This window comes from Roseovarius roseus (assembly GCF_043355935.2).
In the GTDB taxonomy this organism is placed as follows: domain Bacteria; phylum Pseudomonadota; class Alphaproteobacteria; order Rhodobacterales; family Rhodobacteraceae; genus Roseovarius; species Roseovarius roseus.
On sequence record NZ_JBHFPE020000012.1, the window covers coordinates 20,666 to 42,983 of the forward strand.

Below are 22,318 nucleotides of genomic sequence, written 5' to 3' on the forward strand. Positions count from 1 at the left end.
CCCGGCATGCAACAAGTATCTCTGACTGTTTAGAAGGGTGATCGAGTGCGGTCTTCTGTCCAGCTTCAATGTGCTGCGTTTTTAGAAGCCGCGGGCCGGTATTGTGATCAGCGGATTGGGTCCAAATCCCGGACACGAGCTTTGCGTCTCTATGAAACCTGATTGTTTTTCCAATCCAAATCTGTTCGATCATTTTGCCCATTCAAGTCATCGTCTTCTCCACTGCATCAAGATCGGGTGTTAAGATCGGCCAAGGGCGCCCTGAGCCAAGATCTGGGTGGCGAGGCTCCGACTCTGGAGCACCGTACTCGTCCCGGAGTTTGTCTATGAGGTCTAGACAGCGGGCGGCGGGATCATCCCTATCGCCGCTTTTGGTTATCGCCAGGAGCTTTCGGCGTAGGTCGGTCGCCTCGAGGGGCGCAATATTGTACGCATTCTCCCAGTTTTCGGCAGGAACGTGCTCAGAGACGACACTTTCGACGACCCGCCAATCTACGTATAAGCGTCCAGTTCCGTTTTCAAAATCGATCAGCATTAGTAAGCCATGAGTACCAGGGTCTTCGGCGAGTGCGCCAGCTAGCATGCCAAGCGGCTTCGTGATCGGCCCATCCTTCAAGAGGTCGTGGACATAGGCGCGGACCTCGGAAAACTCCGATATCAAGCCACCCAATTCGCGTTTCCAATGCCACCCGTCGTATGACCTGCCATTGAGCGCGCCGCTGACAGTCAGGTCAATAAGGTGGCGCGCGGCGGATAGAGTGCCGAACCTCAACGCGGTTTCGCGCCACGCATGGTTTTGATAGAGACGTGGATCGTCTTCGGCGAGAGCGAAAGTCACGTCTTCTGCTTTGTCGGAGGACGAATTACTGAGTTCGCGGATCATCTCTTCGAGCATTCGCGGATGGCGCTGAGCGTCCGGCATGCCGCGCACGATGGCGGGCAAATCGGTGACAGGGGTAGCGAACGGCAAAAGGCGCAACCAATCGCGTAGTTGATACGCGTCACTCTGTGTCAGGATCCAAGTCTCCTTCTCGGCCGCCTCGAACGTCTCAGCTATGCCATCGGCAACGAGCTTGATGTCGATGTCCTCGCCAGAGAGAAGCAGCGACAACAACAAGGCCGCGCGCGCCTGCCTCGGCGCGAGAGAAATGAGCTTCTGGATCATCGCGTCACGCTGGCCGTGAGGGAGCCGCGCACCAACTATGCCGAGCGTAACGGCTAGCTTCACGTGCGCATCCGACGAACCATCGACAATCAAGGTCTCGATTGCGTCGAAGATAGCCTCCGCCTCGTTCGATGTCGCGGCGGGATCGGTGGCGCGGGCCTCCCGACGCGCTTCCACGCGCGAGAAGTCGACGCCGATCAGGAACTTTTTGTCTTCTTTGGGTTCGTTTGCCTCAAACCACTGGGCAGCCAGCACACGCGCCGCGAGCTCGCCAAAATGCTCATCCGTTAGGTATTGACGCATCAGTGCAGCGGTCTCCGGCGCTTTGATTGCCAAGAACGCCCGTTGGTACTCATGCATGTGAGGATGCTGCGCTTCGTGCACAGCGTCGCGATTCTTCCAGCCGCTCGCGGAAGCTTTTTCGCGGAAAGCCCGATAGCGATGTAAATTGTCGTCAAGCATTCTCTTCAAGAGTGGAAGATGCGCGACGGACGGTGCGCGGCTCATCATCGTTGCAAGGGTAGCTACGCACCAGCGCTTCTCATCCCTAGCGGCGAGCATGCGCTCGGCCCATTTGTGAGCGAGCACACCGATTGCCGCTAAGCCTTCATCGCTAAAGGGTCGCGCCCGTTCTTCGTCACAGTTGGACTCGCGGGAAAACAGCTCGGCCAGGCGGACAATTTTCTCATTATCGGCATCTGCCGCCCGTGCCTGAACAGCGGCCACCAAACTTGCGCCCGGCGTGTGGCCGATACGGTCTCGCAGACCGTGATAGCGATCACCCGCAGCCTGATCGTATTTCCCGCAGGCGTCGCGCACGACTTTCCCAGCGGCTAGATAGGCGTCGATCAGCCTGCCAACAGCGATTGGTCCCAGCACTGAGGCCGCAGCGTCAGCGAGGTCGTCGTGGCGGTTCGTCTCTTCGAGGGCAATTCCAAGCAGCTTGTCGTCCTCAAGGGAGAACCCGGCGGCCGCAAGAATATTGTCCGCGTCGTAGAAGAGATCTCGGTGCTCGCGCACGCGCCGCAGCAACCCCTTAGCGAGAGCCTGCGGATAGCGCCTTCGCACTTCGTACAAAAGGTGGAGTTCGCCATCACGCTTCCGGTCGATCTCCATTTCAGCAACAATCTCAGCGACCTCGGCGTCGCGATCATCTCCCCCCGGCGCGTGAACGAGCGTACGCAGGCGCTGAAAGTGCGAAATGCCAGAAGCTTCGCGCCGCTCACGCGCACGCTGGAGTTCCCGCTGGACGGCATCGACTGCAATATCGTCGAGGTGACCCTTTTCGGCGAGGATGTCGTAGGTCGCGTCGCCGGCGTTAGCGAGCAAGTCGGCGACGTGGCGATCCGCTCGTCGAAATGAGAGCGCATCGACCACTGTCGCCTTCACGTACGGATCGCGGTCAGTTTTTGCGATTGCGGTCGCAAGATCGAGGCCGTCGATTCCGCCATGCGATGCAATTTCATGCAGTACATTTTTGCGGATTTCCGGTGGCAGGGCTGCGATGCGCGCCGGCGCGTCGTTCCCAAGCACGGAAGGGCGAAATTGCTTCGCCGCCCGGAGCGCGTGCAGGTGCACCTGATCGTCCGCGTGAGTGACAAGCGCCCAAACAAGATCGCTGAATTCCGGCCTGCCGGATGCGATCATAAAACGCACTGCACGATCGACCTTGCCTGGGGCGTGCCACTGCTCGGCAAGATTCCGCAATAAGGTGCCGACCGGGGCCCAGACATCGTCGGTTGCACGGAAGATCATCTCACCCGCGAGCATCGGATCCACTTCAAAGGCCGCGAGAATAGCGGCGCTGCATGCGGTTTTTTGGGCGGCTTCGCCGCGCGCAGTTCGTTCGACGGCGAATAGGACCGGTTCCTCCCACGGTCGCTTGTTGAAAACGTCGGCCTTCAATCTGTCGCGCACCGCCTGATCACTGACCGCCTGCAACATTAGCCGTTCGACATGACGCGAGGCATACCATTCTTGAAATTGCTGGTGTTGGAAAGAATAGCCAGGGGTCTCGCCCGCGCGCGTCAAAACATGGTTGCTGACAAGCACGTCGAGCACCAAGTCAGGCTGAGTGGTGATGGTGATTTGTCCGTCGTTCACTAGAGCCCGCGCGGTCTCAGCGATCGATCTGCGCGCGTTGCTGTCCATGATCGCTGTGTTGGCGGTTGTCGTGGCTAACACGGAGAGATCATCCAAATAGTCATGCTGGAAGCCGTGGACCACGGCATGAAGCGCTGCCGCACGGCGGGCTTCCTGCTCGTGTGCGGCAACGAAGCGCCGTAGCACCTCTTCCTTTGTTGTCGGAAAAGGCGCGTTCTCTGGTAGCGAGAGAAGTGCCGTGAGATAGAGAGGGATGGTGACAAGATCGCGGACACCCGCTGTCCGCCACGCCTGATCGACGAGCTGTGCGCCGGCCTCGCCCCGCATGCCGCGCGCGATCTCCATTTGCTGCTCGTCGTCAAGCGGCAGTAAGTCGACCCGCGTCCCGCCAAACGGAATGTCGAGGGCCTGCTTGCGAGTGGAAATGACAAGACCAAGTTCCGGCAATTCAGTCTTGAGAGCAGTGATTTGTACGCGCGCGCGTTCGCGTGCGGCAGCATCCAGTTCATTCCAGCCGTCAAGAAGCAGCACTACGCCAGGCTTTGTCGCGACGGTGCGGAAATCTTGCTCTGAAATCCCGTTGAAAGCGGGGCGTTTGAGGAGTGATGCAAGCAGCGCTTCGCCTTCGGTGGCCCAATCTCCCAGCGGCACGATGAGTGGCGTGCCGTTGCCGATTTCCAACAGACCGTCGGCGACCTGAAAGAGGGTTGTCGTCTTTCCCATTCCGGGTGCCGCGACAAGGATAAGATCATCCAGTGAGGTCACAGCGTTGGCAAGTGCGCGCGTGCTCAGCGCCTCGTCCACGTGCTTCACCTTTAACGTCATCGTGAGCGCAACATTTGTTCCCGGCCATTTGGGCGTTCGACGGAATACGGCCAAGTCGGCTGAGGCCGCTGTTCGCAGACGTAGTCCCAACTCATCCGGAGTTAGGGCTTGCATGCCGGGCCCGTACGTCACGTTGTGCATCACGCTGCGCCACGAATCCTCGTTCGTTTGTTTCTTCCACCTGTGCAATTCCTCGACGGTGAACTTCGAATCCTTGGTGTCGACGGCACGCCCGTGAACATCGCAGAGCCAGATGCCGTTCTCGGCGGCCCGACGCTCTTCGGAGGTCATTTGCGGGTCATAACGGGGCCCACCCGGTGCAGCTGCGCAGATGTGCGAGGCTTGGCCGATATTGATTTCACCGTTGCCTTCGGATGTGGAGGCGTGGGTCAAACGCCGACAAGCTGGGTTGGAGCAATGCCCACGGGCTTGCCGCTCAATTGCCCGCTTTGTCGCAGGCGTAAAGTCGTCTCTGTTTTTATTCTTGGTCATCGACAAGTTGCTCGGGTGAGGATGCTTGGACACGCTCGGACGGTTGCCCTTTGGGTGGGTTACTGTCGATCCCCAATTTGGGCGACGCTACGGAGGCATCGAGCCTGCGTTTCTTCTCTGCTTTCGTTGCCAAAGTTACCACCAAGAATTAGAGGTCGATGCATACAGTTTTTATCGCAAGCATCGTTTCTCCTGCATGTGGCTATATTTAACACTGCGAAAGCAGCAAATGACAGGTTTGATGGGCCGCACCGCAGCGGTGATGTGCTTCAGCCAACAGCAGCTTTGGACCGAGGCTGTGTGGAAACGCGTCCGTATTCTCTGGGTGCCGGAGCGATGTTCCCGGCGAGCCGGAATAGCGCGAGTTCGTTCTGTTTGTTGGCGATATTGGTGCTAATTACGGAAATATGTTCCTACCAATGCACAAAATTTGAGTTTCCACACAGCCTCGGCCGGAAGCTGTCATGCCGCTTGTCGAGGTCATGCTTTCACTGTTTATGAGAAAGAGCAAAGAACACGGGTTTGGTGCGTGCTGGGTGCGTGCCAGATCCGCCAGGCGGCGTCATCAATTTTCATAACATATTGATTTAATGGTGCTGTGAGAGAGGATTGAACTCTCGACCTCACCCTTACCAAGGGTGTGCTCTGCCACTGAGCTACCACAGCAATCGGGCGCTGATTAGACGCTAATCGCGAGCCTTGCAACCCTAATCTGGACCCGCCGCGGCACGTCATGTAAAGACGGCGCATGAACGGCAGCGATACCCCGAAGAAACCCCGTAGCGAGGCTGAGATCCGGGAGGATCGGCTCAAGCAGGCGCTCAAGGCCAACCTGGCCCGGCGCAAGGCGCAGGCGCGGGGACGCAAGGCCGGGGCGGCAGGCAGTGATACAGGCAATGACAACGGCCCCGCCATGGGCGGCGAGCAGGAAGGCTAGAGGCAATATGGACAGCATCATAGTGACGGGAAATGGCCCGCTGAGCGGCACGATTCCCATCGCCGGGGCCAAGAATGCGTGTCTCACGCTGATGCCCGCGACGCTGCTGAGCGACGAGCCGCTGACGCTGACCAATGCGCCGCGCCTCAGCGACATCCGCACCATGTCGCAGCTGCTCGGCTCGCTCGGGGCCGAGGTCTCGACGCTGCAGGGCGGACAGGTGATTGCCATGTCCTCCCATGCGCTGACCAGCCAGCGGGCGGAATATGACATCGTGCGCAAGATGCGCGCGTCGATTCTGGTGCTGGGGCCGCTTCTGGCACGGTTCGGCCATGCCGAGGTGTCGCTGCCTGGCGGCTGCGCGATTGGTGCGCGGCCCGTCGATCTGCATCTGAAGGCGCTCGAGGCGATGGGCGCTGAGCTGGAACTGAGCGAGGGCTATGTTCTGGCTAAGGCCCCCGGCGGGCTGAAGGGCGGCACCTATGAATTCCCCATCGTCTCGGTCGGGGCGACGGAAAACGCGCTGATGGCGGCGACGCTGGCAAAGGGGACCACGGTGCTCAAGAACGCCGCGCGCGAGCCCGAGATCGTGGACCTCGCCACCTGCCTACGCCGAATGGGCGCGCAGATCGAGGGCGACGGCACCGATACCATAACCATTCAGGGGGTCGAGCGTCTGCACGGCGCGACACACCCGGTCGTCACCGACCGGATCGAGCTGGGGACGTACATGCTGGCCCCCGCGATCTGCGGCGGCGAGGTGACCTGCCTTGGCGGGCGCCGCGACTTGCTGGAAGCTTTCTGCGACAAGCTGGAGGCTGCCGGCATGACCGTGACGGAAACCGACAAGGGCCTGACCGTGGCGCGCGGCAATGGCGATATCCGCGCCGTCGATGTGGCGACCGAGCCGTTCCCTGGCTTCCCGACCGATCTGCAGGCACAGTTCATGGCGCTGATGTGTATCGCCAAGGGCAAATCGGTGCTGGAGGAAAACATCTTCGAGAACCGCTTCATGCACGCGCCCGAGCTGATCCGCATGGGCGCGAAGATCGACGTGCATGGCGGCACGGCGACGGTCGAGGGTGTGGACCGGCTGAAGGGCGCGCCCGTGATGGCGACCGACCTGCGCGCGTCGGTGTCGCTCATCCTGGCTGGTCTCGCCGCCGAGGGCGAGACGATCGTGAACCGGGTCTATCACCTTGACCGCGGTTATGAGCATGTCGAGGACAAGCTGCGCGCCGTGGGCGCAAAAATCGAGCGGGTATCGGGCCAATGAGCGAAGACGCCAAATTCGAAGACGCACGCGAGGCGGCGCTGAACCTTGGGGCGCTGGACCTCGATGACCTGCAGGTCATCTCGGGGCTGGTGCAGGATGCGGTTTTTCCCATCACCGAGATGAAATGGCAAAAGGGCACGCGCCGCTTTGCCCTGCTGATCAACCGGTTTCGCTGGGAGGATAAGGGCGCGGCGCGCCACGCACCCGAGCGGGTGCAATCGGTGCTGGTCATCGACAATGTGCTGGGCGTCGCCAGCCAGGGGATCGACCGGAGCGATCCTGACGTGATCCTGTCGTTGCTGACTGTCACCTTCGAGCCGGGGGAGGATGCGGCGGGCCATGTCCTTCTGACGCTGGCGGGCGATGGCGCGATCCGGCTCGAGGTCGAAGCGCTGGACGTCACCTTGAAGGATGTGACGCGGCCCTATGTTGCCCCCTCGGGCAAGAGGCCGCACCACCCCGACTAAGCCCGCCAGGACAGCCTTCGCACAGGATCAGACATGCCCCGTTTCCTCGATCAGACCAGCCCCGATTTCGAGGCAGAGTTCACCGCGCTTCTGAATGCCAAGCGTGAGGACAGCCCTGATGTGGACGACACCGTGGCCGCCATCATCGCCGATGTGCGCGGGCGCGGTGACGCGGCGGTGATTGAGCTGACCGAGCGGTTCGACCGCATCGCGCTGACGCCCGAAACGATGCGCCTGAGCGCCGATGAGGTGGCCAAAGCGGCGGGGCAGGTGGACCGCGACGTGCGCCAGGCGCTGGAGCTGGCCGCGGACCGCATCCGCGCCTACCACCAGCGCCAGATGCCCGCGGATGACAGCTGGACCGACGAAGCGGGCGCGACGCTGGGCTGGCGCTGGACGCCGGTGGATGCGGCGGGTCTCTATGTGCCGGGCGGCATCGCGACCTATCCCAGCTCGGTCCTGATGAATGCGATCCCGGCCAAGGTGGCGGGCGTTTCCCGCCTTGCCATGGTCGTGCCCACCCCCGGCGGCGCCCTCAACCCTGCCGTCCTGGCCGCTGCGCAGATTGCGGGCGTCGACGAGATCTACCGCATTGGCGGCGCGCAAGCCGTTGCCGCGCTGGCCTATGGCACCGAGACAATCGCCCCGGTGGACAAGATCACCGGACCCGGCAACGCCTATGTCGCCGCTGCCAAGCGGCGCGTGTTCGGCAAGGTGGGGATCGACATGATCGCCGGGCCGTCCGAGATCCTTGTCATTGCTGACGGCAACAATGATCCCGACTGGATCGCGCTCGATATGCTCAGCCAGGCCGAGCATGATGAAAGCGCGCAGTCGATCCTGATCACGACCGATGCCGCGTTCGGGCACGAGGTGGCTGCTGCCATCGACGCCCGCCTGCAAACGCTGGAGCGGCGCGCGATTGCTGGGGTCAGCTGGCGCGATTTCGGCGCGATCATCACGGTGCCCGACCTCGATGTCGCGGCTCGGCTATCCAACCGCATCGCACCTGAGCATCTGGAGCTGTGCGTGGCGGATGTGGATGGCTTGAGCGCGCAGATCACCCATGCGGGCGCCATCTTTCTTGGTCAGTGGACCCCCGAGGCCATCGGAGATTACGTCGGCGGGCCCAACCACGTGCTGCCCACCGCCCGCTCGGCGCGGTTTTCCTCCGGCCTTGGCGTGCTTGATTTCCTCAAGCGCACGACGCTGGCGCGCATGACCCCCGGCGCGCTGCGCGCCGTCGGCCCGGCGGCGGAAACGCTGGCGCGGTCTGAAAGCCTCGAGGCGCACGGCCTGTCGGTGCGCGCGCGCCTCGACAAGCTGAACGAGTAGGGCGCCGGCCCTCCTATTGCCCCTTGCCCGCCTGCGCGCTACTGCTGGGGCAACAGTCACGTGCGAAAGACCGCCCATGAGCCGCATCAGCCATATCGAACTCGATGACGCCAACCTGCCCGCGCCCACGCCCGAGATCGAGCAGGAGCGCAAGGTCGCCATGTTCGACCTGATGGAGGACAACACGTTTCGCCTGCCCGAGCGTGAGGGGCGCGAGGTGCCTGGTGGTCCCTACCGCGTCGGGCTGTCGATCCGCGACAAGCGCCTTGTCTTTACCATCACGACCGAGGCCGACGCCCCGGCGGCCGAGTTTCACCTGTCGCTCAGCCCGTTCCGGCAGGTGGTCAAGGATTACTACGCCATCTGCGAAAGCTATTTCGACGCCGTGAAGAACATGCCCCCCAGCCAGATCGAGACGATCGACATGGCCCGGCGCGGCATCCACAACGAGGGCGCGCGCATCCTCGAAGAGCGGCTGGAGGGCAAGGCCGATATCGACGCCGACACGGCCCGCCGCCTCTTTACCCTGATCTGCGTTCTGCATTTCGGCGGATAGCGCATGGTGGAAGAGCTTCCTCAGTCGGTGCTTTTCTGCTGCGATTACAACGCGGTGCGCTCGCCCATGGCTGAAGGCATCATGAAGAAGCTCTACGGCACCGGCACCTATGTGCAATCGGCCGGCGTCAAGAGCGAGCAGGACATCGACGGTTTTTCCATTGCGGTCTGCGACGAGATCGGGGTGGAGCTGTCGCGCCACCGCGCCCGCAGTTTCGACGAGATGGCCGAATGGGGCGATGACCTCGGCTCGTTCGATCTGGTCATCGCGCTCAGCCCGGCCAGCCAGCGCCGGGCGCTGGATCTGACACGGGTCCATCATCTCGATGTGCTCTATTGGCCTATCATGGACCCGACCGGCCTGGGTGAGACGCGCGAGGCCAAGCTGGCCGCCTACCGGCAAACGCGGGATCAGATCCTGCGGCATATGACTGAACGCTGGGGTGACCCCAGGGGAGAAGAGACATGATCGAGACCATCAAGCACTATTTCGACTCGTTCAATATCGGCGATATCGAGGGCATGTTGTCGTGCATCTCGGATGATGTGGCGCATCACGTGAACGAGGGTGGCACGCGCCGGGGCAAGGACATGTTCCGCGACTTTTGCGAGCATATGGAAGAGTGCTACCGCGAAGAGCTGACGGATATGACCCTGTTCCAGACCGACGATGGCAAACGCGCGGCGGCTGAATATGTGGTCAACGGCACGTATCTGAAAACCGATGATGGCCTGCCTGAGGCCGATGGACAGACCTACCGGCTGCCCGCCGGCTCGTTTTTTACGCTGGAGAACGGGCTGATCACGCGCATCACGACCTATTACAACCTCTCTGACTGGCGCAACCAGATCTCGTGAGCGGCGGCGCCGGATTCCATGCCGGGATCGAGGTGCGACCCCTGACCGGCGCCGCGCTGGAAGCGGCGCTGGATGATGTGGCGCGTCTGCGGATTTCAGTTTTTCGCGCTTATCCCTATCTTTATGACGGCGACGCCGCGTATGAGCGGCGCTACCTGCAGACCTATCGCGACAGCCCCGGCGCCATTCTGGTCGGCGCATTTGATGGCCCGCGCCTGATCGGCGCCGCGACTGGCACGCCGATGGAGGATCACGCCGAAGATTTTGCCGCCGCGCTGGCAGGGCAGGGGGCCTCCGGCCAGGATCCGAACCTTGGCCGGATATTCTACTGTGCCGAGTCGGTCCTGCTGCCTGCCTATCGCGGGCATGGCATAGGCCACGCCTTCTTTGATGCGCGGGAGGCGCATGCGCGCGCGCTCGGCCGGGATCTGTCCGTTTTTTGCAGCGTGCTGCGCCCCGACAGGCACCCGAAGCGGCCCGAGGGGTATCGCCCGCTGGACGCATTCTGGCGCGGGCGCGGCTATGCGCCACTGCCCGGTGCCATCGCGCGATTTGCGTGGAAGGAAGTGGGCGCTGACGCCGAGACGGATCACGATCTTCAGCTTTGGATGCGCCGCCTCTGACGGCGATGCAAAAATGCCCCGGCCCCTGGAAAAGTCGCCACTCGCCATCGAAATAGCGCCGTCCAGTCTGGCCAGTGCCGCAATCGTCCCGCTATCTGAGGGCGCCCCAGAGGGCCTCACGACAGGAATTCAAGATGCGTCTTACCGCCGCGACCGGCCTATCCCTTGCCCTTCTGTTCGGCCTTGCCGCCCCGGCCGCGTCTGAAGGGCGCGTGAAGCTGGGCTATGGGCGCCTTGTCACAAACGACTACATCGGCGACGGGCATGACCGCTGGCGCTCGGGATCGGTTGCGTCCAGCCGCGTTTGGGGGCCCGAGTGGGACGGCGCCGTGCCGGACGGGTTTGGCCAACTGTTGGAACTGCGGCTCAACGCACAGATCATCGCGCCCGAGGACCTGAACACGCCTGCGCCCGGCGATCGGCCCTATGCGGGATCACTCTCGCTTGGCCTACATACGCATTACACTGCGCTTGGCAGCGAAGTGACGCTGGGCGGCGATCTGGTGTTTGTCGGGCCGCAGACGGGGCTCGACGGGTTTCAGGACTTCATCCATGACACATTGGGAGGGCAGGGCTTGGGTGGCACCGTGCGCCGCACCCAGATTGGCGACGATATCCGCCCGACCGCCGTGATGGAGGTGGGCCGCAACATGGATTTCGGCGCGGTGTCGCTGCGCCCCTTCGCCGAGGCGCGCGCCGGGGATGAGACGCTGATCCGCGTCGGCGCGGACCTGACCATCGGCTCGGCACTGGATGGCGGACTTTTGGTACGTGATCCTGTCTCGGGGCAGCGCTACCGCACGGTGCAGAACGGCCTGCCGGGCTATGCTTTCGTCTTGGGCGCCGATACGGCCCATGTCGAGGACAGTGTCTATCTGCCCTCCAACCGCGGCTACCGCCTGAGCGATGCGCGCAGCCGTGTGCGCGCCGGCGTGCATTACAGCGCCCCCGCAGGCCATCGCGTGTTCTATGGCCTGACCTGGCTCGACCGCGAATTCAAGGGCCAGGACGAAGGCCAGATTGTGGGATCTCTGCGACTACACGTGGAATTCTGACAGCTTTTCCTTGACGCGGCTTCCCAGTTTGGTCCTCGTTTGTTAATTTCCCGTTAATAATAAAAAGACTGAGGCAGGATATACGGGTATGGGAACGGGCTTTCGGGGCACGTTCGTCATTTCCTGGTCGCAAACGACAGTCGACGGGTTTCAGCCCGAGGCGGTCGAGCAGATTGCAGTCGGCGCGACATGGCGTTGGCACGGGTCACCCGTGCGCGTCGATGGGCCGCCTGAACTGTTGCGGCTGGAAAATGCGGACGGACATGGGATCAATCGGAAAAGCGCGGCACGCATGGTGCGCCGCATCGTCGGTGCGGCCGTCAGCGGCACGCGCGATCTGAGCGCGGTCGAGGTGGATGACACGCTGCCTGACAGCAGCTTTGTCGTGACCAACGGCGCGCAAAGCTACACGGTCAGCGTGATCGAGCTGGGCATCGGGGTGCCGCCGCTCTTGATGTTCATCGACGCTTTGCCGCCGCAGGACACTGACATGTGGGTCGTGCATCACACGCTGGAGGGCGCGCAAACGGCCTCGACGGGGCCGGCGACGGGGGGCGTTATATGCTTTACCCCCGGCACGCGCATCGACACGCCCGACGGCCCGCGACTTGTCGAGGAACTGCGCGAGGGTGACCGCGTGCAGACCAAGGACAATGGCGCGCAAGCGATCGAATGGATCGGCAGTCGCCACATGACCGGCGCGCGCCTCTTTGCGATGCCGCGGCTGAGGCCCATCCGCATTCGCGCTGGCGCTCTGGGCGGCACTCGTCCTGACGAGGATCTGCTGGTCTCGCCCGAGCACCGCATGCTGATCGAGGGCGACACCGCGCGCGCCCTCTTCAACACGCCCGAAGTGCTGATCTCGGCCAAGGACCTGGTCAATTCCGGCTCGATCAGTGTCGATCTGGCGCTACGCGAGGTGACCTATATTCACCTCCTGCTGCCCAGCCACCAGATCCTCTGGGCCAACGGGGTTGAGACCGAGAGTTTCCACCCGGCCAGTGCCGCGCTCTCGACACTGGGCGAGGCAGACCGGCTGCGCCTGCTGGCGCGCTATCCGTCGCTGGAGTGCGAGCCGCACACCTATGGCGGCTTCGCGCGCCGCAGCCTGAGCACGCCCGAGGCCGCGATCCTTGCGCATGAGGCGGCTTAAACGAAAAATTGAAGTAATTTTCCGGCCTCCGGCGGGGATATTTTCAGCAAGACGAATGGGAGGGGCGTCTTGCGGGGCGCCCCTTCGCATTGTGTGAGGTCCGGGTTTTTTTTGGTACAAATACCCGTGTCGCACCGCAGATAGGGGCGCGTCAGCGGATCGGGTCCAGAAGGGCGTCTTTCAGCGTGCAATCGCGGACCACATCCTGGCCGCAGGGCACTGGATCGAGGCTGAGCGAGAGGCAGAGGCGGGCCTCCTGAATGCGGCCCTCCTTGCAGGTGATAGTCAGCATGTCGGGCTCAAGCGCCGGATTTTCCTTGAGGAAAGCCTCCTCGACGACGCGCGCGGGCAAGGTGACGGGACGGGTCAGTTTCTCGAAGAGGTCGGGCCGGGTGATGCGGCCCCATGCTTCGCGGGTGAGGGCGAAGTAGGCGGGGGCGCTGAGGCCTGTGCAGCGGCCGTGTTTCTTCCATTGGTACCAGGCGAGGCCGCCATTGCCCATGATGTCGCTCATCGCCTCGGTCATCTGGCGCGATGGCGGGCGCTGGGCCGTCGGGCAGAAGGATGGCCAGCCGCGATGGTATTGCGGCCAGAGGCCATGCAGCGTCCAGCCCGCGCCCGCCGAGCTGTCGCATTCGGGTGCGCCGCGCGCGTCGCCGGTCAGCGCGCACCAGGTTGGTGTCCAGCTGAGCGAGAGCACGTAATAGTCGAAGGTGCCCGCTTTTTCGCCATCGGCATGGGCCACCGTGCTGGCAACGGAGCAGCCGAGCAGCAGGATCAGGAGGGCACGCATATTTCGGTCTTTCCAAATGGCAGCAGGGCGACTATACGGGGCCCCAAGTTTCCCGACAATGGCGACCCGCTTCGGACCGACCCGGAGCCTCCTGGAGACAGGAGACGAGGAAGGCATGTGTACGGGACGGATACGCTGTAGGAGATTAGACATGGCGAAACCACTGATGGCCAAGGCCACCGCCGTCTGGCTGGTGGACAATACCACGCTCAGCTTCAAGCAGATCGCGGATTTCACCCAGATGCACGAGCTGGAAGTGCAGGGCATCGCCGATGGCGATGTGGCCGCCGGCGTCAAGGGCTTTGACCCCGTTGCCAACAACCAGCTGACGCAGGACGAGATTGACGCGGCCGAGAAGGACCCGCTGCACAAGCTGACGCTGAAATACAACGCCTCTGCCGAGGGCGAGGAAAAGCGTCGCGGCCCGCGTTACACCCCGCTCAGCAAGCGTCAGGACCGTCCCGCCTCGATCCTGTGGCTGGTCAAGTTCCACCCCGAGCTGGCCGACAGCCAGATATCAAAGCTGGTGGGCACGACCAAGCCGACCATTCAGGCGATCCGTGAGCGCACCCATTGGAACATCGCGAACATCCAGCCGATCGATCCCGTCGCGCTGGGCCTCTGCAAGCAGTCCGAGCTGGACGCCGCCGTGCAGAAGGCCGCCGCAAAGAAGGCCCGCGAGGGCGAGGCAATGAGCGACGATGATCGCCGCAAGCTCCTCAGCACCGAGCAGAGCCTTGGCAATGAGGACGAGCAGAAGATGCCGACCGCGATCGAGGGGCTTGAGACCTTTACGCTGGGCGAGGCTGATCCTGAGGTTACCGAAAAGCAGTATGATGCCGACAGCCTTTTCAACCTGCCCGAAGGGACCGAGGACGAAGAGGATGACAAGGATGACAAGGATGAGGGCGGGCGCCGTTAGGTTGCGGCACCACTCAAAAGCTATTTCGATCCCGGCCGCGATACCGCGCGCCGGGATTTTTTTCGCCCGAGTGTCAAAAATCTCTTGTGCGATTTCGAAACTGGTTTAAATGCGATTTCAAGACGCCAACGCACGCGCCTCTGGCCGGTCAGTCCACATACTGACTGACCCGCGTTTATGTAGCGACGGTAACGTCTCTGACTGCTGACCCAACCCGGACCGTTCCGGGGGATCCTTTTGGAGATGACCATGACCGCTATGATCCCCGGCGCCCTGCGCGCCGCACCTTCCGCCATTCCCGCTGCTGATTTTGCCGACCCCGTCGCCGCGTTCATCGCGACGCGTCAGTTCGACCGCCCCACGCTGGTTGTCAGCCGCGACCGTGTGACCGCCCAGTACGACGCGCTGGTCGCCGGCCTTGGCGATGCGCGCATTCACTACGCGGTCAAGGCCAACCCGGCGCCCGAGATCATTCGCGCGCTGGTGCAGAAGGGCGCGCGTTTCGACGCCGCCAGCCGGGGCGAGATCGAGCTGTGCCTGGAGCAGGGTGCGTCGGGTAGCGACATCTCCTTCGGCAACACGATCAAGAAGCCTGCCGACATCGCCTTTGCCCATGCGCATGGCGTGACCCTCTTTGCCGCCGATAGCGAGGCCGAGATCGACAAGCTGGCGGCGCATGCGCCCGGCGCCCGCGTCTATCTGCGCGTCATTGTCGAGAATTCCGAGGCCGACTGGCCGCTCAGCCGCAAGTTCGGTTGCGCGCGTTCGGCTCTGTTGCCGCTGATGGGCTATGCCCGGGACGCGGGTGTCGATGTGGCGGGCCTGTCCTTTCATGTGGGCAGCCAGACGCGCCGCCCGGAGTTCTGGAACCCCGTGCTGGACCAGATCGCCGAGCTGTGGATGGCGGGCCGCGAGGCTGGCCATGACCTGCGCGTTCTGAACCTTGGCGGCGGCTTCCCGGCGACCTATGAAGACGAAGTCATGGGCGCGCAGAGCTATGCCGCTGCCGTCATGGCCGCCGTGACCGAGCGGTTCGGCGCCGTGCCTTACATCATGGCCGAGCCGGGCCGCGGCCTCGTCGCCGAGGCGGGGCATATCGTGGCCGAGGTGCTGCTGGTCTCGCGCAAGTCCGCCGATGATCTGCACCGCTGGGTTTACCTTGATATCGGCATGTTCTCGGGGCTGGCCGAGACGATGGGCGAGGCGATCCGCTATCGCATTCAGACGCCGCATGACGGTGGCGAGGCGGGCGCGTGCATCCTGGCCGGTCCGTCCTGCGACAGCGCCGATATCCTCTATGAGCAGCGTCCTGTGAACCTGCCTCTGGCACTGGCTTGCGGCGACCGGATCGTGATCCGCAACTGCGGCGCCTATACCAGCAGCTATAGCTCGGTCGGTTTCAACGGCTTTCCGCCGCTGGACGTCGTCGTGATCTGACACCAATCGCCGCTGCCGGGTTGCCCCCGGTGGCGGCACTGGCTTACGCTTTGGCAGCTTATCACTGCCGGAGCCTGTCCCATGCGCCCTCTCAATATCGCCTGCCTGCAACTGCGTCCCATGCCCAGCATGGAGGCCGCGCTGGACGAGGCTCTGCCCCTGGCCCGCGAGGCGGTGGAGGGCGGCGCGCAGATGCTTTTCCTGCCTGAATATTGCGGCGGTCTTCGTTCGGACGGTGCCGCGGTCGCGCCGCCTTCGGCGCCCGAAGATGCGCATGCCTTTCTGGCAGCGATGCAGGATTTCGCCCGCGAGAGCGGCGTCTGGGTGCATCTGGGATCGGTGGCCGTGGACGGGCCGGACGGGCGGATCATCAATCGCGGTTTCATGCTGACCCCCGAGGGTTCAATCGCGGGGCGCTATGACAAGATTCATCTCTTCGACATTCAACTGTCGGAAGGCGAGGTTTACCGCGAAAGCGACCGGGTCGATCCCGGCGATCGCGCGGTGATCCATGACACGCCCCTGGTGCGTGTGGGCCATACGATCTGCTACGATCTGCGCTTTGCGCATCTCTATCGCGGCCTCGCGCAGGGCGGGGCCGAGATACTTGCCTGCCCCGCCGCCTTCACCGCCAAGACAGGCGCGGCGCATTGGCATGTGCTGAACCGCGCGCGGGCCATCGAGACGACGCGCTTTGTCGTCTCGGCGGCGATGACCGGGCCGGTGCCGGGCGGGGGCGCGACCTATGGGCACTCGCTGATCGTGGATCCTTGGGGCGAGGTTCTGGCCGATGGCGGCGAGGGGCCGGGCGTGGTGCCCGCGCGCATTGATTTGGATATGATCGCCCAGACCGAGGGGCGCATCCCGAGCCTGATGAACGACGCGGATTTCGCGCGGGCCTAAGAAAATTCAACGAATTTTCTTGCGCCTTCGGCGAGAGTATTTTTGCCAAGATGAAGGGGAGGCGTGACAGGAGCCGGTCGATGGCGCGAAGGCCCAATATGAAAGCGATGCCGTCGCTCAGTCACAATAGGCTTTGATGTACGCTTCCAGCAACCTCTGCAATTCCGGATCGACAGGTTTCGAGATGATCAAGTCTGCGGAGATGTGTGTTTCCTGATCATAGCTATCGCCATTGCAGTGGTGGATGATGTGGGTTTGGCGAACGACCGAAGGCTTGCCTAACAGTTTATCCAGCGGACTGCGACGGGCCGGCCAAAGCCCAAGATGGGTTTCGCCTCTTACGGCAGAAATCCTCACGGCTCCAACTGTTGCGAGATCTATTTGCAAAAGTTTCTTGGAAGCTCTCGTTTTTTGCTGGGCTTCTGTATTCTGTGACGAACAGTTTTTCGTGTAGTTGCGGGCAATTCTTAGCTCGCAGCCGTTTAGCGAAGATCGAGTGGTGGCGCGGGTGGAATCCTGGTCAAACTTGGCTGTGATCTTTTCGATAAGGTCTGTCTGCGCACCCGAGTCATCTGCGCTGGCGTGCTGAGCACAAAGCAGCACACAAAAAACGCAAAGAGACCTCCATCCCGAGCCGTTCCAGACGCGCTTTGCCATACCGTTCTTGATCAAACGTTTACCCCTTCGGATAGCCGATGGTCTTCAGTGCGTCCGAGATCTCGTCAAGAATGGCGGGGTCGTCAATGGTTGCGGGGGGCTTGAACGTTTCGCCATCGGCGAGGCTGGCCATGGTGCGGCGCAGGATCTTGCCCGAGCGGGTCTTGGGCAGGCGGTCGACGATCACGGCCAGCTTGAAGGCGGCGACGGGGCCGATCTTGTCCCGCACCAGGGCGACGCATTCGCGGGTGATCTCCTCGGCCGGGCGATCAACGCCCTTGGTCAGGCAGATGAAACCGATGGGCACCTGGCCCTTGAGATCGTCCTTGGCGCCGAGGACCGCACATTCGGCGACGTCCGGGTGGCTGGCCAGCACTTCTTCCATCAGGCCGGTACTGAGGCGGTGGCCCGCGACGTTGATGACGTCATCGGTGCGGGCCATGATGTAGAGGTATCCATCCTCGTCGATCATGCCGGCATCGCCAGTCTCGTAATAGCCCGGAAAGGTGGTGAGATAGGATTTGCGGAATCTCTCCTCGGCATTCCAGAGGCCGGGCAGGGTGCCAGGGGGCAGCGGCAGCTTGATCGCGATGGCGCCCAACTCGCCCACCGCTTTGGGGGCGCCGTCTTCGCCGAGGATCTGGATATCGTAGCCCGGCATCGCCACGGTGGGCGAGCCGATCTTGACCGGCAACGCCTCGATGCCAACCGGGTTGGCGGCGATCGAGCAGCCGGTTTCAGTCTGCCACCAATGGTCGTAGACGGGTTTGCCCAACTTCTCCTGCGCCCAGAGGATCGTGTCGGGGTCCGCGCGCTCGCCCGCGAGGTAGAGCGCCTGCAGGTTCGACAGATCGTATTTCTTCAACAACTCGCCCTTCGGGTCCTCGCGCTTGACCGCGCGGATGGCCGTGGGGGCGGTGAAGAAGGTTCGCACGTTATGTTCCTGGATCACCCGCCAGAAGGTGCCGGCATCGGGGTTGCCCACTGGCTTGCCCTCGAAGACGATGGTGGTGTTGCCGTGGATCAGCGGCGCGTAGCAGATGTAACTGTGGCCCACGACCCAGCCGACATCAGATGCGGCCCAGAACACATCGCCCGGATCGACATTGTAGATATTTTTCATCGTCCAGTTCAGCGCCACCAGATGGCCCGCCGTGGCACGGATCACGCCCTTGGGCGCGCCCGTGGTGCCGGAGGTGTAGAGGATATAGGCCGGGTGATTTCCCTCGACCGGCACGCATTCGGCAGGCTCGACGCCGTATTGAAAAGCATACCAGCTGACGTCGCGGCCCTCGATCAGCTTGGCAACTTCCTGTTCGCGCTGAAAGATGACGCAGAAATCGGGCTTATGGGTAGCCTGATCGATCGCGCCGTCGAGGAGGGGTTTGTAATGCACGGTGCGGTTCGGCTCGATCCCGCAGGAGGCGGCGATGATGGCCTTGGGTGTGCAATCGTCGATACGCACCGCCAGTTCGTTGGCGGAGAAGCCGCCGAAGACCACCGAATGGATCGCACCGATGCGCGCGCAGGCCAGCATCGCCTCGATCGCCTCGGGAACCATGGGCATGTAGATGATGACGCGGTCGCCCTTTTCGATGCCCTTGGCGCGCAAGGCTCCTGCCAGGCTTGAGACGCGGGACTGCAACTCGTCGTAGGTGATACGATGCTTGGTGCCGGTGACGGGGCTGTCATGGATGATGGCCGCCTGCGCGCCGCGCCCGGCCTCGACATGGCGGTCGACGGCATTGTAGCAGGTGTTTACCTTGGCATCGGCATACCACTCATACATGTCGTTGCCACGATCAAAGAGCGCCTTGGTCGGGGCCTCGTCCCAGTCGATAGCCTCGGCCTGCTTCAGCCAATATGCCTCGGGGTCGGATTTCCAACTCTGATAGATTTCAGCGTAGCCCATCTGTGCTCTCCCATGCAGCTTTTGACATGTTTAAGGCGCGGGCAGGGGGAGGGGCAAGGCATCAGCAGGTCAAGGGGTGCGCAATAATGCAAAAAAACGGCGGCGTCGGGCCAATCGTTCCTTACGTTTGGGGCGGCTGGCATGATTTTTTCAGTCACCGGCCAAATATGGCCGATCATAGGCGCACCTTGGCCGATGCTGGCAGGTGGGCCGGCTTGGGTGCTCAAATTCAGCTTGAGAATCCGCGTGGCTGTGAGATCCTTCGGATCAGGCCCGGCATGGTGCCAGGCCGCGAAAGCGAGGTCTGCCAGAATGGCAAACGCACCCAAACCCCAGCCCAAGGAAGCCGGCGCAAAACCCGGTGGCAAGAAGAAGTAAGGTCCGCGGGACCATGCAAGACTGCGCCGCCCCGGTCACACGGGACGGCGACTACCTCTTAGCCGTAATGCGCGACCGGCGTGCCGGCGATGGCGGCCATGTTCAGAAGCCCCCGCGCTGTGATCGACGGCGAGACGATATGCGCCCGGTTGCCCATGCCCATCAGGATCGGGCCGACCTCCAGTCCGCCGCCCTTCATCTTGAGAATGTTGCGCACGCCCGAGGCCGCGTCGGCATTGGAGAAGATCAGCACATTGGCCGCGCCCTCCATCCGGTTGTCGGGCAAAAGGCGCGCGCGCAGTTCCTCGTCGAGGGCGGTGTCGATGTTCATCTCGCCTTCGTAGCAGAAATCGCGCGGCTTGGCGTCCAGGAGGGCGATGGCGCTGCGCAGCCGCTTGCCGGAATCCTCGCCCTGATTGCCGAATTGCGATTGCGAGCAAAAGGCGATCTTGGGCTCGATGCCAAAGCGGCGCACATGGCGCGCGGCGCCGATGGCCGTCTCGGCCAGATCCTCGGGCGTGGGGAAGACGCGCACATGGGTATCCGCGATGAAGAGGGGGCCATCCTCGAGGATCATCATGCTGAGCGCGCCATGCGGGTGATGCTCCTTGTCGCTCAGGACTTGCGTCACGTAGTTCAGGTGCCAGCGATATTCGCCGAATGTGCCGCAGATCAGGCTGTCGGCCTCATCGCGATGCACCATGACCGCGCCAATGGCGGTGGTGTTGGTCCGCATCACCGCCTTGGCCAGATCGGGGCTGACACCGCGCCGCTTCATGATTTCATGATAGCTGGTCCAATAGTCACGATAGCGCGGATCGTCCTCGGGGTTCACCAGCCGGAAATCGCGGCCGGGCCGGATGTTCAGGCCCATCCGCTCGCACCGCGCCTCGATCACGCCGGGCCGGCCGATCAGGATCGGCAATTCGCTGGTTTCCTCGAGGATCGCCTGGGATGCACGCAGCACGCGCTCGTCCTCGCCCTCGGCAAAGACAATGCGGCGCGCATCCTTTTTGGACGCCTCGAAGACCGGACGCATCAGCAGCGCGGATTTGAACACCGAGGCATCGAGCTTGGCCTTGTAGGCGGCCAGATCCTCCATCGGGCGGGTGGCCACGCCGCTTTCCATCGCGGCGCGCGCGACGGCGGTCGACACGATGCCCGAAAGGCGCGGATCGAAAGGCTTGGGGATGAGATATTCCGCGCCGAAGGTCATCGGCTCACCCTGGTAGGCCGCCGCTGCCTCGGCAGAGGTGGTGGCGCGGGCCAGTTCGGCGATACCGTCGACGCAGGCGATCTGCATCGCGTCGTTGATCTGCGTCGCGCCCACGTCCAACGCACCGCGAAAGATGAACGGAAAGCACAGCACGTTATTGACCTGATTTGGAAAATCGCTGCGTCCGGTAGCGATGATGGCGTCCGGCGCGGCCTCGCGGGCCATCTCGGGCATGATCTCGGGCGTCGGGTTTGCGAGCGCGAAGATGATCGGACGCTTGGCCATCCGCTTGATCTGCTCAGGCTTCAGAACGCCGGGGCCAGAGAGGCCGAGAAAGAGGTCGGCCCCTTCGATCACGTCGTCCAGTGTGCGCAGATCGGTCTTTTGCGCGAACTCGGACTTTTGCGGGTTCATATCCTCGGTTCGGCCCTCGTAGACGAGGCCGTTGATGTCGCAGAGCCAGATATTCTCGCGCTTCACGCCCAGCTTGACCAGCATGTTGAGGCAGGCGATGCCCGCCGCGCCGCCGCCTGTCGAGACGATCTTGATATCCTCCCAGCGCTTGTTGGCGACGTAGAGCGCATTGGTCGCCGCCGCGCCCACGACGATGGCGGTGCCGTGCTGGTCGTCGTGAAACACGGGAATGTCCATGCGCTCGCGGCAGATCCGCTCGACGATGAAGCAATCGGGCGCCTTGATATCCTCAAGATTGATCGCGCCGAAGGTCGGGGCCAGCGCGCAGACGATTTCGGCCAGCTTCTCGGGATCGGATTCGTTCACTTCCAGATCGAAGCAGTCGATATCGGCGAATTTCTTGAAGAGGACCGCCTTGCCTTCCATCACCGGCTTGGACGCCAGCGCGCCGATATTGCCCAGCCCCAGAACGGCGGTGCCATTAGTGACGACCGCCACGAGGTTGCCGCGGCTGGTATAGCGGCTGGCATTTGCCGGGTCTTCCTTGATCTCGAGGCAGGCCTCGGCGACGCCGGGTGAATAGGCGCGGGCCAGGTCGCGGCCGTTGGCCAGGGGCTTTGTCGCGCGGATCTCGAGTTTGCCGGGTTTTGGGAACTCGTGGTAATGAAGGGCCGCCTGTCTTAGCGTGTCGTTGGGATCGCTCATCCTGCTGCTCCTCGTTGAGTGGGTAGTTTAGCGTTAAACTACTTTTTATTCCGGCTGCAATCTGGTGCAAGAGTGCATCTTTGCCGCCTGCCGCGCAACTCGCAACATCGGGGTTCCCTGCCGCTGGGTCCGCAATC

The 22,318-nt window shown here is 62.8% G+C and carries 18 protein-coding genes and 1 tRNA gene; 13 read left to right on the plus strand and 6 right to left on the minus strand.

Annotation, left to right across the window (positions count from 1 at the left end; all coding sequences use genetic code 11):
- Window positions 1–202: 202 nt before the first annotated feature.
- A complete protein-coding gene (locus ACEWPL_RS15185) occupies window positions 203–4,585 on the minus strand; it encodes an NACHT domain-containing protein (RefSeq protein ID WP_393930480.1) in 4,383 nt (1,460 codons plus the stop codon).
- A 591-nt stretch (window positions 4,586–5,176) separates the two neighbouring features.
- Window positions 5,177–5,251, minus strand: a tRNA-Thr gene (locus ACEWPL_RS15190).
- A gap of 82 nt (window positions 5,252–5,333) precedes the next feature.
- Here ACEWPL_RS15190 and ACEWPL_RS15195 point away from each other — a divergent pair.
- The 10 genes from ACEWPL_RS15195 (at window position 5,334) to ACEWPL_RS15240 (ending at window position 12,844) form a co-directional block, all read left to right on the plus strand.
- On the plus strand, window positions 5,334–5,522 hold the full coding sequence (locus ACEWPL_RS15195) for a hypothetical protein (protein WP_393930478.1): 189 nt from the start codon (window positions 5,334–5,336) through the stop codon (window positions 5,520–5,522).
- Between the two features lie 7 nt (window positions 5,523–5,529).
- Window positions 5,530–6,798: a UDP-N-acetylglucosamine 1-carboxyvinyltransferase gene (gene murA, locus ACEWPL_RS15200; RefSeq protein ID WP_393930476.1), complete on the plus strand. Its 1,269-nt coding sequence runs from the start codon at window positions 5,530–5,532 to the stop codon at window positions 6,796–6,798.
- Entirely contained in the window at window positions 6,795–7,265 is a 471-nt protein-coding gene (locus ACEWPL_RS15205; protein WP_393930474.1) for a DUF2948 family protein, read from the plus strand. The genes murA and ACEWPL_RS15205 overlap by 4 nt, the downstream gene beginning before the upstream one ends.
- A gap of 33 nt (window positions 7,266–7,298) precedes the next feature.
- The gene (hisD, locus tag ACEWPL_RS15210; RefSeq protein ID WP_393930472.1) at window positions 7,299–8,600 is read left to right on the plus strand and encodes a histidinol dehydrogenase; all 1,302 of its coding nucleotides are present in this window, start codon (window positions 7,299–7,301) and stop codon (window positions 8,598–8,600) included.
- A gap of 76 nt (window positions 8,601–8,676) precedes the next feature.
- Window positions 8,677–9,156, plus strand: a complete 480-nt coding sequence (locus tag ACEWPL_RS15215) for a UPF0262 family protein (RefSeq protein ID WP_393930470.1) — start codon at window positions 8,677–8,679, stop codon at window positions 9,154–9,156.
- A gap of 3 nt (window positions 9,157–9,159) precedes the next feature.
- Complete coding sequence (locus tag ACEWPL_RS15220) at window positions 9,160–9,624, plus strand: arsenate-mycothiol transferase ArsC (RefSeq protein WP_393930468.1); 465 nt, start codon at window positions 9,160–9,162, stop codon at window positions 9,622–9,624.
- Window positions 9,621–10,013: a ketosteroid isomerase-related protein gene (locus tag ACEWPL_RS15225; protein WP_393930466.1), complete on the plus strand. Its 393-nt coding sequence runs from the start codon at window positions 9,621–9,623 to the stop codon at window positions 10,011–10,013. Before ACEWPL_RS15220 ends, ACEWPL_RS15225 begins: the two co-directional genes overlap by 4 nt.
- A gap of 26 nt (window positions 10,014–10,039) precedes the next feature.
- On the plus strand, window positions 10,040–10,636 hold the full coding sequence (locus ACEWPL_RS15230) for a GNAT family N-acetyltransferase (protein WP_393930517.1): 597 nt from the start codon (window positions 10,040–10,042) through the stop codon (window positions 10,634–10,636).
- A 134-nt stretch (window positions 10,637–10,770) separates the two neighbouring features.
- Window positions 10,771–11,691 carry a lipid A-modifier LpxR family protein gene (locus ACEWPL_RS15235; RefSeq protein WP_393930464.1) on the plus strand — a complete coding sequence of 307 codons (921 nt, stop codon included), beginning with the start codon at window positions 10,771–10,773 and terminating at the stop codon, window positions 11,689–11,691.
- 88 nt (window positions 11,692–11,779) lie between these two features.
- Window positions 11,780–12,844, plus strand: coding sequence for a Hint domain-containing protein (locus ACEWPL_RS15240; RefSeq protein ID WP_393930462.1), 1,065 nt, complete (start codon window positions 11,780–11,782; stop codon window positions 12,842–12,844).
- Between the two features lie 151 nt (window positions 12,845–12,995).
- Here the strand turns inward: ACEWPL_RS15240 and ACEWPL_RS15245 are convergent, their stop codons facing one another.
- Window positions 12,996–13,637: a ribonuclease T2 family protein gene (locus ACEWPL_RS15245; protein ID WP_393930460.1), complete on the minus strand. Its 642-nt coding sequence runs from the start codon at window positions 13,635–13,637 to the stop codon at window positions 12,996–12,998.
- A gap of 151 nt (window positions 13,638–13,788) precedes the next feature.
- Here ACEWPL_RS15245 and ACEWPL_RS15250 point away from each other — a divergent pair, with 151 nt between their 5' ends.
- The 3 genes from ACEWPL_RS15250 (at window position 13,789) to ACEWPL_RS15260 (ending at window position 16,899) form a co-directional block, all read left to right on the plus strand.
- A complete protein-coding gene (locus ACEWPL_RS15250) occupies window positions 13,789–14,559 on the plus strand; it encodes a DUF1013 domain-containing protein (RefSeq protein ID WP_393930458.1) in 771 nt (256 codons plus the stop codon).
- A gap of 243 nt (window positions 14,560–14,802) precedes the next feature.
- A complete protein-coding gene (locus ACEWPL_RS15255; RefSeq protein ID WP_393930456.1) occupies window positions 14,803–15,996 on the plus strand; it encodes a type III PLP-dependent enzyme in 1,194 nt (397 codons plus the stop codon).
- 81 nt (window positions 15,997–16,077) lie between these two features.
- Window positions 16,078–16,899: a carbon-nitrogen hydrolase family protein gene (locus ACEWPL_RS15260; RefSeq protein WP_393930454.1), complete on the plus strand. Its 822-nt coding sequence runs from the start codon at window positions 16,078–16,080 to the stop codon at window positions 16,897–16,899.
- 117 nt (window positions 16,900–17,016) lie between these two features.
- On the opposite strand, the gene ACEWPL_RS15265 is transcribed toward ACEWPL_RS15260, so the two are convergent.
- From ACEWPL_RS15265 to ACEWPL_RS15275, 3 genes are all read right to left on the minus strand, one after another.
- Complete coding sequence (locus ACEWPL_RS15265) at window positions 17,017–17,571, minus strand: hypothetical protein (RefSeq protein ID WP_393930452.1); 555 nt, start codon at window positions 17,569–17,571, stop codon at window positions 17,017–17,019.
- 4 nt (window positions 17,572–17,575) lie between these two features.
- On the minus strand, window positions 17,576–19,468 hold the full coding sequence (locus ACEWPL_RS15270) for an AMP-binding protein (RefSeq protein WP_393930450.1): 1,893 nt from the start codon (window positions 19,466–19,468) through the stop codon (window positions 17,576–17,578).
- A gap of 436 nt (window positions 19,469–19,904) precedes the next feature.
- Window positions 19,905–22,181 (minus strand): NADP-dependent malic enzyme, encoded by a 2,277-nt coding sequence (locus ACEWPL_RS15275; protein ID WP_393930448.1) that lies wholly within the window; start codon window positions 22,179–22,181, stop codon window positions 19,905–19,907.
- Window positions 22,182–22,318: the final 137 nt, after the last annotated feature.